A 12,729-nucleotide genomic window follows, 5' to 3' on the forward strand; every position below is an offset into this window, starting at 1 on the left:
TCCACTTTCTAACCGCTTTGCTACGCTCACTATTTCTTCTTGACTACGCAAACGTATGTTCGTATCATAGACATACGGAGGTGATTTGTATGATTCGCAATGTTCCCCGTGACGAATGGCTTTATAACGACCGCGGGATGATGAAGTGGTTAGGGTATTTTTTAAGCGACCATACTCAGGACATGACCGATAAAAAGGCAAACGAGGTGCCAACTCCCCGTTTGCCACAGCAAGATGCTCAAACCATCGATCAGGTTTTACAAAAGAGTTGGGAAAATTCAAAGTGGATTACGCTGCAGCTAAATGGGGATGCTTACCTAACCGTCTATAATATTGACGGGATTGTCATTGGTACCAACGATCATTTAGTTTACTTTCAGACCGATAAAACCGTTACAATTAATATAGACAATATTCGTCACGCAGAATTCAAAAAAGGAAGTCACTTATATTGAAAGAAACTTTTACCGCCCCATGTACTGATAACTCAATTACCATCACGGTAGATTCAATTAATAATCAGTATTTAGCTTTACGTCGAGCTTCACTTGATACAGCTCCCTTAGAATCAGTTCAAGTAACCTTAACTGACGAACCAGTTGATGGCCACGCCTATTACGAAGTTGCTGGCTTCAAAGTTGAAGCTAACGGCGTCTTGCAAGATTATAACCTGAAGCCCGGCGATTATGCTGTCTATCGAGCAATTCCAGGCGGTGAACCCAGTATGGTTGTCCAACTAGTGAGCTCAAGTAACTAACCATCAGCCGTCTGATTCATATCGTTTAATGACCGAAACTCACAACGAAGAAGTCCCTTTGATAACTCGTTCACTCATTGCAAAAGTGCTAGTTAAAACTGATACAAAATCAGCTTTAGCTAGCGTTTTTGTAAGGATAAATGATGACTAACTAAACGCGCCATCCTGCCAAATTTTAAGTTGGTTGCAACTAGTAATTTTTTATTTCTGGCTTCAGCATCCCTAAATAACCATCACCTTATTTTAGGACAGCTGCACAAAGCAGAAGCTTGCACCTAAGTCTTCTTGCCCAAAAATCCAAAACCAGGATTTCCGGGCAAGAAGACTTAGGCTCCAGCTTCTAATCGCTTTGCTCCGCTCACTTTATTTAGGACAGCTGCACAAAGCAGAAACTTCCACATAAGCACCACTAATAAGAATCCCTCAAAACCAGGGATTTATATTAGCGGAGACTTATGTTCCAGTTTCTAACCGCTTTGCTCCGCTCACTTTATTTCAGCATATTGACTTCGTTATCTATTTTTCTTAAACTATTTAAAGTTGCCCTATACAAAAATACATATCTAGAAGGTCTATTAATGTCAAAAGAAATTAAGCATGCATTATTTATTATGGTATTTGGTACCTTCTTTGGAATCCTTTGTTCAACCTTAATGAACGTTGCCTTACCAACCTTTATGCGGGTATTCGCGATTTCCTCATCAACCGTGCAATGGGTCAGTAATGGTTACGTGTTAGTCAATGCAATTATGATCCCAGTCAGTGCTTACCTCACTAAGAAGTTTACATTCCGTTCCCTATTTATTTCGTTTAGCACCATTTTTTTGCTGGGAACCATTTTTGGCGCCCTAGCACCTAATTTTTTCACGCTTATTATCGGCCGGATGATCCAGGCAATCGGTTCCGGAATGATGATGCCCCTGGTTAACATTTTGGCTATCCGGTATGCTGGCCGGGGCCAAAAAGGTGCCGTTATGGGAATTGTCGGGTTAGCCTTTAACTTTTCACCAATCATTGGCCCAACGCTTTCTGGAATTATCTTGGACTATTTTTCATGGCGTTACCTATTTATTTTGGTACTGCCCTTCATTATTCTCGACTTAGGTTTAGCCATTATTTCTCTTCCCAAGATTCCAACTAGCCAAGAACCTCAATTTAACGTTGAAGGCCTCATAACAATTAGCTTTGGATTATTAGGGTTACTGTGGAGCTTTTCAAACGTCGGCGAGTCCCCAGTAACGTCGCTAACCGTTTGGCTTCCCTTTTTAGTTGGGTTAATTTTAATTTCCACATTTATCAGTACCCAGCGAAAATCAGATCATCCCTTTGTTAATCTGGCTGTCTTCAAAAACGCTCAGTTTACCACCGCAACCATTGTTAACTCATTGATTGTCTCAACAATGTACGGTAATACGATTCTATTGCCACTATTAATTCAAACCATTATGGGCAAAAGTGCGATTATTTCTGGTTTAGCCCTGTTACCTGGTGCGTTGCTTACCGGATTTATGTCCCCCGTAAGTGGTCGCCTCTTTGACCGTTACCCGGTTCGGATTATCGTCACCATCGGAATTTTAATTGATTGCTTTGGGACAATGATGCAAGCGTTCATTGACGTCAACGCTTCAGTTGGCATGCTGACGCTGGGTCAAACCATTCGCCAACTTGGCTTAGTGCTCATCTTGATTCCAATCCAAACGCAGGCCCTGTCTTACTTACCAAATGACTTGATTTCTGACGGGGTCGCAGCTTTCAACACCTTGCGTCAAATTGCTGCCTCTTTTGGCACAGCAATCATCGTTGCCACGATCAACATTACCAGCCACGGATTCAGCCATCAACCTAATCATCAGCAAATTGGTATCCAAGCTGGCTTTACGATGTGCTTGCTATTCTTAATTGCTGCACTGATGGTGTCCAGAAAATTATACACAAAACATTCACACACGCCAAAGCCCCACTTTCACGGATCAGCTCACCTTTCAAAAATTTAACGCTATCGTTAATAAGTTGTTCAAGGGAGATCAGAAATATGACAACTTTATTTTTTGTCTTACTACCTGCCGTTCTTGCTGGCATTGTCCAAGGCGTCACCGGTTTTGGTTCAGCAATCGTGTTAATGGTTTTTTTACCAAGTATACTGCCAATCCCCCAAAGCGCTGGGGTGGCCTCTTTAATTATGTCAATCTCAAATCTCATGTTGGCTTGGCGCTATCGTCACAGTCTTAATCTAAAGCGGATTATTTGGCCGTTCCTAGTTTATGCAAGCGTGGCGTTTATTGCATTAAGATTGGTTAACTCAATTGATGTCCATTTATTGAAATCGATGCTCGGCGGTCTGCTTGTGGCATTATCCGGCTACTTTTTACTGGCCAAGTCAGACGGTCGAAAACATTACCCAATCTACGTTGCCATTATTTTTATGGTTATTTCCGGCTTTTTTAACGGCTTATTTGGCATTGGTGGTCCGTTGATGGCCCTTTATTTTCTAGCACTAGCAAATACCAAGGAAGAATATCTTGCCTGCATTCAAACGTTCTTTTTAATGGATCAACTATATGTTACCAGCGTTCGATTTTATAATGGCATTTTAGGACCCAATGATATCCCCCTTATCTTGATTGGCATTGTTGGTGGTGTCATCGGGACAATCATCGCGAATCGGATCACAGCTCGTATGAATATCCAGATGATTAAAAAATGCGTCTTTAGCCTAATTGGTATCAGCGGCTTATTTTATCTGTTCCAATAACTAACCTTTGCGAAATGAAAGGATTTCAGGGTAATTGTTATGAAAATCATTATTTCACCGGCTAAAAAAATGGTTATCAACCAAGACGATTTTGAAATTCAAGGGATGCCCGTCTATCTCAAACAAGCCCAACAGTTACTGGCAGCTTTACGCCAACTAACCTATGACGAAGCCAAGCATCTTTGGCGAACCAGCGATAAGTTAACCCAACCGACTTACAATCAGCTCCAGCAAACTGACTTAACCAAGCAGCTAACTCCCGCTATCTTAAGCTTCTCAGGAATTCAATACCAATACTTAGCTGCTGATCTATTAACCGAATCGGCGTTGACCTATCTTCAAGACAATCTTCGAATCTTATCGGGATTCTATGGCATCTTAAAACCGTTTGACGGAATTGTTCCTTATCGACTAGAAATGGGTGCAGGCTTATCAGTGAGTGGTGCTCGTAATCTATACGGATTTTGGGGTAATCGTTTATACCAAGCGCTTGGCGTCAATAATGAACCAATTATAAATTTAGCTTCTAAAGAATACGCCAAGGCAATCACCCCCTACCTGAAGCCCCAGGACCAATTGATTGATATTATTTTTGCCCATGAAGTTGATGGTAAGCTCAAAACCAGAGCAACCTTAGCAAAAATGGCTCGTGGGGAAATGGTCCGCTTCATGGCAGAAAATCAAGTTCAAACAATCACTGCATTGAAGGGGTTTAACTCGCCTAACTATCAATATAGTCCATCACATTCAACAAATACCAAGATTGTCTTCATTAAGGGTAATGACTGATTATCATCCCTAAAGGCAAAAATAAGGAAGCACTTATCGAACGAACCGGTAGTGCTTCCTTATTACGATATAAAGATTTTGGATGATTCAACAAGCCATTTCAGCAAACTTATTTATCCCTTCGCATTTTCCGGATGGCCTTGCAGATAAACGGTGTGGGTATTTAAGAACTCTTCAATCCCGTGCTTGCCATCGTCACCGCCAACCCCTGATTGTTTCCAACCAGCATGTGAGCCGTTCATTGCTTCAAAATTGAACCGGTTAATGTAAGTTTCGCCGGCTTCCAACTCATTAGCTGCTCGGGCTGCAGTGTCGAGATTTTGGGTAAAGATTGAAGAAGTCAAGCCATACTTCGTGTCGTTCGCCATTTCGATGGCGTCATCCAATGTCTTGAAGGTTAAAATTGGTAGAACTGGGCCAAAGATTTCGTTTTGAACAATCTCTGAATCCTGCTTAACATTGGTAATCACGGTTGGTTCGTAATAGAAGCCATTCTTGATGTTCAAGACATGGCCACCGGTAGTAATCTTGCCACCAGCTTCAACCGCACGGTCAACCATCCCAGATACTTTATCCAAAGCAGCTTGGTTGATGAGTGGGCCCATGCCAATATTTTCATCTTCCATTGGGTCGCCAACGGTTACTTCAGACATCTTTTTGGACAATTTCTCAATCACTTCATCAGCAACGTCTTCTTGAACGTAAAGTCGCTCACAGTTGTTGCAGATTTGCCCATTATTATCAATTCGTGAGTCAATAATTGATTGAACGGCGAAATCAATATCGGCATCTTTGCAAATAATACCAGGCGCCTTGCCACCTAATTCAAGCGAAACTTTGGCAATATGCTCTGCGGCACCAGCCATGACACGCTTACCTGAGTTGGTGGACCCAGTCAAACTGATGATGCCCACTTTATCATTTTTAGTCAATTCATCACCGACAATTGAGCCACGACCAGAAATAATGTTCACAACGCCCTTTGGAATTCCAACTTTTTCAACGGTCTTCGCAAATTCAAGCGCTAAGTTTGGCGTATCTGAACTTGGCTTCAACACAATCGTATTCCCGGTTACTAAAGCCGGTCCCATCTTTCGAGCAATTAGGAAGAACGGGAAGTTCCAAGGCAAAATCCCAACCGCAACGCCAATCGGTTGTTTAGCAATCATGATATTCTCATACTTATTTTCAGACTGCAAGATCTCGCCTTCATAGGTTTTTGAAGCACTCCCCATGTAGTCAAAGTAGTCAGCTGAAAATAGAATTTCGGTCATGGCTAATGATTTGATTTTCCCCTGCTCTTCTTGAAGCATTTCAGCGAAGCGATCCTTGTTCTTTCGGATTTCATCAGCAACGTCATGCAAATATTGGCCCCGAGTAGCGGCAGGAACTAGCTTCCAGGTTTTTTCAGCTTCATAAGCTGCGTTAACTGCTTCCTGGGCCTCTTCGCGAGTTGCTTCTGGAACCGTTGAAATCACTTCACCAGTTGAGGGATTCAGGACGGTAATCTCATTGCCTGACTCAGAATCTTTAAACTCACCATTGATGTACATTTGATAGTGTTTACTAGCAATATTTTGTGCCATAATGCATTTGCTCCCTTTCTACTAACCTGTCAGTCATAGTCACTTAAATACCATTGCAGCAGAAATAGATACGACGCTAACAACTACCTTTTGAAGCTTTGACCCAGAAACAACCCGTTAATTTAACGCTTAGCCATTAAACAGTTGATAGCGCTTTCATTAGATAATACATTAAATAGTCATTCAAGCTCCCTTCCTACATGATTTAATCATTCAAACTCAATGACGAAAATGACAATCTAACGTTAACCGTTTTTACGCCCTAATTCTATTAGAAACTGGCAAATTTCACAAGCATTTAGCTCTTGAGTTGTAATCAGTATCATCAGTATCAATAGCAATAAACACCGTTCGTGAAAACACAAAAAAGAAGCCCCTTCCTCATCAGAAGTGCTTCTAATCTATGGGCTTAGCCATTCATTCATCATTTTAAGATATCTTACTAGCAGCTAGTATGGATAGTTAAAAATCCACTGTCTTTACCGCTACTTACTATCAAAAAAGAAAACAAAATTAGCTAATCCTATTTTAACAACTAAATTTAAATTTAAACTTAGTTACCAGGCTTGTAATCCGGGTCGATAATTAATACGGGTTTGATTGTCTTGCCGCTAACTGAATCAGCATTCGCTTGGTTGATATCTTCAAACTTGTAGAACTTCTCAGTCTTATCAAAGTCAAACATCCCTAGTTGATAGAATCGAATCAAGCGTGGGACATCCACTTGTGGAATTGAGTCACCCATGTTAACACCGACAACCTTACGATCGCTAGTGCAAAGGTCGTTCCAAGTATCCAAGTCAATGTGTTGGTCAGTAACCGCGATTGTGGCGGTTGTGCCACCTTGAGCCAATGCTTGAATTGAGTCTTCCATGACTTTCTTAACGCCAGTGGTATCAACCGCATAATCAACCCCATGGCCGTCCGTCAAATCTTGAATAGCTTTCACAGCATCTTGGTCTTTACTATTGATCGTATCAGTAGCACCTAACTCCTTAGCTAACTTCAACCGAGATGGCACGATATCGACAGCAATCACTCTCGTGCAACCAGAGATTCGGCCAGCCATCATAGCAGCCAAACCAACCGCACCAGTACCAAAGACAGCGATTGTTGAACCTGGTTCTGGCTTCAAGGTATTAAAGACGGTCCCACTACCAGTCACGTAGCCACAGCCAAGAGGTCCTAATTCCCGTAAGTCCAGATCTTTTGGTACTTTAACAGCATTCCGTTCACGAACCACCGTGGTCGTCGTAAACGATGACTGATCAAACATGTCAGCAACATCATGCCCATTTTCAGTAAAGTGCGCACTACCGTCAGGCCGAACACCTGACAAATTGTTTGCGGCATAGTTCAAACATTGAGTTGGAATTCCCTTTAAGCAATTAATACAGTTGCCACAGCCATAAAACGACATGACAACGTGATCACCGGGCTTGAAGTTCTTAACTTCCGGGCCAACCTTTTCAACAATGCCAGAACCTTCGTGACCTAAAACGATTGGGTAACCAATTTCGGCGGTTCCCTTACGCAATGCTTCGTCAGAATGACAGATACCGGTGGCAACCATATGAACTTGTAAGTCGTCAGCCTGCATATCAGCTAATTCAACGTCATCCTTAATTTCAAAATCTCCGCCTTTTTTATTAACAACAGCTGCTTTGATTCGCATAATCACATCTCCAATGTTTTTATTTGTTAATAGATGAGCAATCATAGGCAAAATAAAAGCTAATTATTAAAGTGATTTCTTAAAAAGAATCAATTTTCTGATAATTTCTTCTAAACAATTTAATAATTAGCTGTATTTCCACAACCGCTTACATCCTTAATTATAGGCGGGTATTAATTAAAAGCAACTCAATCCAAACAGATTCATATCACTAGTCAAGTTAAGCTGGGCATTATTCCTAGTAAAATAGTTATTTTTGAAATGGCACCCCAACCTAATGCCAATTTTGCCAAGTTGGATTGTTCAACACCCGAACCCGTAACATTTCGTCGATACTGTTAATTTCCGCAATCATTGCTTGCGTCTTTTGGGCAGAGAGTGACGTCAAGTCAGTATTAACAATTGTATAGGCATACCCTTCCCGAGTATTTCCCATCATTTCCTTAACCGGCACCTCATATTGATTAACAATCTCATTTACGTCCGCCCATAAACTTTCTCGGGCATAGGAGAAAAACGTTAATCGCTGGGGACTGGTGAACGGTAAATCAACTTGGGGAAAATTAACTGATCGGCGAACCGTCCCATACTCCAAAAAATCCAGTAAGTTTTGGAGAATCGTATTGGCAGAATGCGTTAGTGCCTCAATCGTATTTCCGCCCAGGTGTGGCAGTAAGGTAATATTAGGATGATTTTGCAGCTTAGTGGTTGGAAAGTCACTGATATAGCCAGCCAGTTCATTATGATCAAGCGCCGAAATCAGTGCATCGTTGTCAACAATGTCACCGCGCCCAAAGTTCAATAAATAAGCATTGTCGCGCATTAGCTCAAAACTTTCAGTCGAAAGCATCCCCTTAGTTTCATTTGTTAGCGGTAAAAGAACAACGACAAAATCAGCGAGGCTTAACACCTCGTCAATCGTTTCAAACTGCTGAACGTGGCGGAGATTTTTACGACTTCGGTTAAAACCAATCACTTGCATCCCCATGTGATAACACGAATCAGCCAGGCGTTGTCCAATAGTTCCTAAGCCTAGAATACCAATCGTTTTCCCGTATAATTCTTCGCCAATAAAATCACCCCGTTTAGCTTCGGCAACTTCTTGTAAGCTTTCACCCTCAGTGGCCTTCAAGCCCGTCATCATCTTAATTGCGGCGTTTAGTGGTCGCACGCACCGAAACAGGTTTTGAATAATTAACTCTTTAACAGCATTCGCGTTAACGCCAGGCGTGTTAAACACCGCGGTTCCATTAGCTGTGCAAGCCTCCAGGTTAATTGTATTGACGCCGGTTCCAGAACGGGCAATGACCAGCAATCGCTTTGAGATTAGCTGACTATCAACGTGCGAACTTCTGACTAAAATGGCATCCGGCGTATTGGTATTGGATTCTTTAAAAATGTCGCCAGCAAAATCGGTTAAATCAAACCGGTCAATTGTTTTAACTTCATACATTTTTTGAGCTCCTTTTAACTATATTATTAATAAACAGATTATAATGGATAAATAGAAAAACATCTTGGGAAAAAGAGGTCATTAAACATGCATATTGATTTTGTGAAGCTATCAAAAGACAAACCAACGATTGGAAAATCAACCCAAACTAAGAATACTACTTTCGGTGAATGGGTGGAAATTGGCAGCAGTAATTTAATCGACAACAGTACAATTGGTGATTACACCTATACCGGTCAATATTGTTTCATTCAAAACAGTGACTTAAAGAAATTCATCAGCATGGCGGCCATGATCCGAATTGGGCCAACTAACCATCCCTATGACCGGGCCGCTCAACATATTTCGTTTTATAACGGTGGCGCCTATGGTTTCGGCCATCCAGACACTGCGTTTTTGGAACACCGGAAAACAATTCGAACGACCATTGGCAATGACGTCTGGATTGGTCATGGCGTTATTATCCAAGCTGGCGTGACGGTCGGCAACGGCGCAGTTATTGGCTCGGGAGCCGTGGTAACCAAAGACGTTGCGCCTTACACCATCGTTGGCGGCGTCCCTGCCAAACCAATCAAAGACCGTTTTCCAGACGAAATTAAGACTGACTTACAAAAAATTGCTTGGTGGGACTGGTCACGTGAAGATCTTGAAAAGTATTATTTAGATTTCAGGTTACCGATTGAGGAGTTCGTGGATAAACATTTACCACAATAATTTAAAATTAACTCATGGATTGTTTGACACTTAGCTCTACAATATAAGCTGTTAATCTTGGCATTCAGATCAGAACGTTAAGATTAACAGCTTATATTTTAGCGATTACTTACTCAACCATTTCCTCTTTAACCGGAAATTTTAGTAAATTGCGGTTTATTACCGCATATTAATGGTTCGGAAAGGGAATTCTTTGCTATAATTAATTGGGATCTTAACGACTAGTACATATTGGAGGAACAAGCATGTCTAATGAAAAGACAAAGTCCTGTGTGATGTGTGGCAAAAAAATTCCCACATACTCAAACTTTTGTCCGTATTGTGGTGCCAAACAACCTTGGCTTGAAGAGAATGAAACAGATAATCCAAGGGTAGAACGAATTCTTAAATGGTATCAAAAACCATCTGGCCGATTTATCAGCCTGTTAGTTGCCGTCTTGCTTATCTTTGCGGTGGGAAGCTCGTGTAGCCTTCAGGACGGCCCTAGCCATAGCAAAATTGAGCGAGAACTCAAGCAGTACCTCTTTAACGATCAGAAAAACACTGTGTATGGCAAGAAACCAAGTGTTAAGGTTGATAAAAATAAAGGCATCACGATAAAAGTTTCTAAAAATAGTAAGGCACTTAACCAGCTTAAAAATGGTAAGCCCGCTAAATGGAATATCTTGGTTAAAAAGCTAAGGAACCGTTCACGAGCATTCGCGGGTGTTTACGCAAATAAAAAATACGCTGACATTAAGGTCAAAACAAAAAAGGTTAAAGGTGATTCTAAAAAGACCCTGCTGAAAATTAAATCAGGAAAAGTTACCTATGACATTGCGGGTAATTATTCAAAATAACTACTGAAAAGTTCACGTCCCGGGGCAATTCCCGAGGCGCTTTTTTATCCTTATTATAAAATAAGTGATACGCTAATTTCGTGATCATAACTAAATCGATTTTAATAAGGAGCGATAGGAATGGCAGAATCTAAGAGTGGGATTGAAATCTATCACCAATTATTCGGGACAGAGGTTCATGATCCCCGGGTTATGTTTGAAATGTTAACCGTAAATGTTTTTCAGCCAGGCTTAAATTGGCGGGTCGCCGCTAGCAAAATTCCCGTCTTTGATAAAGTATTTGCCCATTTTAACGTGGCTGAAATTGCTAATTTTACCGAAATGGATTTAGAAGCTCTCGAAGAAAATCCCGAGATGATCCGGAACCCCAGAAAAATCAAAGCTGTCATTCAAAATGCTCGGGCAACGATGAATCTATCACCCGAATTCAAAAATTTAGCGGACTACCTATGGTCATTTAAGCCAAAAGAAGATACTGTAACGGGACCATTAGGCCATGATTCTCATGGATTGGGCGCAGTTGTTGCAAAAGATATGAAAAAACGTGGGTTCACCTTCGTAGGCCCAACGACCATGGAACTGCTACTTGTGGGAACTGGCATCTTGAAGCTTAATGAAGAATAAGTGGTAAAAACGCATCCCAATTAGTTCTCAAAATATACAAAAGAAACTGGTAGAAGACATTTTGATCCCAGCATTTAAACAAATAGCGCAAACATTCCCGAAATTGGAATGATTGCGCTATTTGTTTAAATGGCAAAAATCAGCTGCGTGTTACAGCCGTTTTAGCTAAATATTAGTCGTGATCCAATTTACATTTACAAGCGAAAAATCAGCTTTTGTCCGAACCATTAGTCCGAATCAAGAGCAAGACGACCGATATTATTCACTAATCACCACTGCCCTATTATCAGCCGTTACCTTCTGAAGGGTTCCCTCAACCTTGAAGAAATCGTCACATAGTTTTTGGAGTTCAATAATCGCGCTGTCTGCACGCTTAGCCTGTTCCCGATTAATCGATTCAATCACCAGAATGGGATTAGTAGTCGCTTCAGTCAGTTCCGTCCGCTGAGACTCACGCCAGTTAAAGCAACGGCAGACTGCGCCCTTATTATCTAAGTAGCAAACCTCTCCAGATAACGCCGGCATATCTTCTGTTTCACCATATGGCAAGAATGACTCGCCACCCTTAGCAATCCCTTGATGCATATCCCCCACAATGGCGTCAACGTCCTCACCACCACACGAGGCACCGTACTTTAATGAAACACTGTTATAGATGTCCACCAGGGGCATAATTGGCGAAAAAGTCTTTCCCTGACTCACTCGTTTTAATAACGCCTCAGTCGTCGCCCGGGCACCCTTCTTAGTCTTGAATTGGCGAAATGCTTGGCGCCACTGATCCACAACTGGATTTTCACGAAATGGCTCAACCGTGATAAATTGCTGAGCAGCCTTTGTTCCTTCATCCAGTAATGTTTGAAAATAATCAAGCTTATCAGCCTGAATGTGATTGTCGATCCCTTGAAGCGTCATCACATTAATCTGAACATCGGGGAAAAGATCAACCACCCCTGGGTCTAAAATGAATTGTTTCATACCGTTACACTCCTTTTATTTCAATCCGTTTCTCCAAAATAAGATCTCGCTGCGGACTATTCCCCAACGTAAAGACATGATCACCCACTTGTTTAAAACCAAGCTGTTGATAAAAAGCAATCGCTCCCAAATTATTCTCCCAAACACCAAGCCAAATACCAGTTTTATGTAGTTTCTGGGCAATTGTGATTGCTTGATTAATCAATTTCCGTCCCAATCCATGCCGTTTATACTGTGGCAGGATATAGATCCGCTGAACTTCCAAATCACTCTGTCCCATTTTCTCAGTTTGAGCATCCAAAACATTAACCTTTAAATAACCAGCAAGTATTTCATCTTTAAAAACGAAGAAAAATTGGGAATTGGGATTCGTGAGTTCCTTCCGTAATTGTGACTGACTATAGGCATCGTTAAGATAAGCGCTTAAATCAGCTTCAGTGTTGGCATCCCCAAACGTATCCGCAAAGGTTACCCGACTGATTTGTTGTAAGTCAGCCATATCAGCTAACGTGCATTTTCTAATTGTTATTGTCAAAAATTGACCTCCTAAAATAAGTGAGCGGAG

The 12,729-nt window shown here is 41.4% G+C and carries 13 protein-coding genes; 8 read left to right on the forward strand and 5 right to left on the reverse strand.

The annotated features are described in order from the left end of the window. Positions 1-89: 89 nt before the first annotated feature. The 5 genes from FC98_RS12825 to yaaA all read left to right on the forward strand — a co-directional run bounded on the left by FC98_RS12825 (position 90) and on the right by yaaA (position 4,298). A complete protein-coding gene (locus FC98_RS12825) occupies positions 90-455 on the forward strand; it encodes a hypothetical protein (protein WP_008855698.1) in 366 nt (121 codons plus the stop codon). After that, on the forward strand, positions 452-757 hold the full coding sequence (locus FC98_RS12830; RefSeq protein ID WP_008855697.1) for a hypothetical protein: 306 nt from the start codon (positions 452-454) through the stop codon (positions 755-757). The genes FC98_RS12825 and FC98_RS12830 overlap by 4 nt, the downstream gene beginning before the upstream one ends. A 578-nt stretch (positions 758-1,335) precedes the next feature. After that, positions 1,336-2,751 carry a DHA2 family efflux MFS transporter permease subunit gene (locus FC98_RS12835; RefSeq protein ID WP_040470848.1) on the forward strand — a complete coding sequence of 472 codons (1,416 nt, stop codon included), beginning with the start codon at positions 1,336-1,338 and terminating at the stop codon, positions 2,749-2,751. A 38-nt stretch (positions 2,752-2,789) separates the two neighbouring features. Continuing rightward, on the forward strand, positions 2,790-3,509 hold the full coding sequence (locus tag FC98_RS12840) for a sulfite exporter TauE/SafE family protein (protein ID WP_056949686.1): 720 nt from the start codon (positions 2,790-2,792) through the stop codon (positions 3,507-3,509). Positions 3,510-3,548: 39 nt separating this feature from the next. Next, entirely contained in the window at positions 3,549-4,298 is a 750-nt protein-coding gene (yaaA, locus tag FC98_RS12845; RefSeq protein WP_054655236.1) for a peroxide stress protein YaaA, read from the forward strand. A 113-nt stretch (positions 4,299-4,411) separates the two neighbouring features. Here yaaA and aldA read toward each other — a convergent pair whose 3' ends face one another. The 3 genes from aldA to FC98_RS12860 form a co-directional block, all read right to left on the reverse strand. Next, positions 4,412-5,884 (reverse strand): aldehyde dehydrogenase, encoded by a 1,473-nt coding sequence (gene aldA / locus FC98_RS12850; protein ID WP_008855693.1) that lies wholly within the window; start codon positions 5,882-5,884, stop codon positions 4,412-4,414. Positions 5,885-6,437: 553 nt separating this feature from the next. Then, positions 6,438-7,559 carry an NAD(P)-dependent alcohol dehydrogenase gene (locus tag FC98_RS12855; protein WP_040470846.1) on the reverse strand — a complete coding sequence of 374 codons (1,122 nt, stop codon included), beginning with the start codon at positions 7,557-7,559 and terminating at the stop codon, positions 6,438-6,440. A 274-nt stretch (positions 7,560-7,833) separates the two neighbouring features. Continuing rightward, positions 7,834-9,012 (reverse strand): NAD(P)-dependent oxidoreductase, encoded by a 1,179-nt coding sequence (locus FC98_RS12860; RefSeq protein ID WP_008855690.1) that lies wholly within the window; start codon positions 9,010-9,012, stop codon positions 7,834-7,836. A gap of 87 nt (positions 9,013-9,099) precedes the next feature. On the opposite strand from FC98_RS12860, the gene FC98_RS12865 reads away from it, so the two are divergent. From FC98_RS12865 to FC98_RS12875, 3 genes are all read left to right on the forward strand, one after another. Continuing rightward, positions 9,100-9,726 carry an LbetaH domain-containing protein gene (locus FC98_RS12865; protein WP_008855689.1) on the forward strand — a complete coding sequence of 209 codons (627 nt, stop codon included), beginning with the start codon at positions 9,100-9,102 and terminating at the stop codon, positions 9,724-9,726. Between the two features lie 245 nt (positions 9,727-9,971). Then, a complete protein-coding gene (locus tag FC98_RS12870) occupies positions 9,972-10,565 on the forward strand; it encodes a zinc ribbon domain-containing protein (protein ID WP_056949688.1) in 594 nt (197 codons plus the stop codon). Positions 10,566-10,685: 120 nt separating this feature from the next. Continuing rightward, complete coding sequence (locus FC98_RS12875; RefSeq protein WP_008855687.1) at positions 10,686-11,189, forward strand: DNA-3-methyladenine glycosylase I; 504 nt, start codon at positions 10,686-10,688, stop codon at positions 11,187-11,189. A gap of 258 nt (positions 11,190-11,447) precedes the next feature. Here FC98_RS12875 and FC98_RS12880 read toward each other — a convergent pair whose 3' ends face one another. Both FC98_RS12880 and FC98_RS12885 read right to left on the reverse strand, forming a co-directional pair. Beyond that, positions 11,448-12,164, reverse strand: coding sequence for a B3/B4 domain-containing protein (locus FC98_RS12880; RefSeq protein ID WP_054655234.1), 717 nt, complete (start codon positions 12,162-12,164; stop codon positions 11,448-11,450). A gap of 4 nt (positions 12,165-12,168) precedes the next feature. Further along, the gene (locus FC98_RS12885) at positions 12,169-12,699 is read right to left on the reverse strand and encodes a GNAT family N-acetyltransferase (RefSeq protein ID WP_054655232.1); all 531 of its coding nucleotides are present in this window, start codon (positions 12,697-12,699) and stop codon (positions 12,169-12,171) included. Positions 12,700-12,729 lie beyond the last annotated feature (30 nt).

The organism is Lentilactobacillus kisonensis DSM 19906 = JCM 15041, from assembly GCF_001434135.1.
GTDB classification, from domain to species: Bacteria; Bacillota; Bacilli; order Lactobacillales; family Lactobacillaceae; genus Lentilactobacillus; species Lentilactobacillus kisonensis.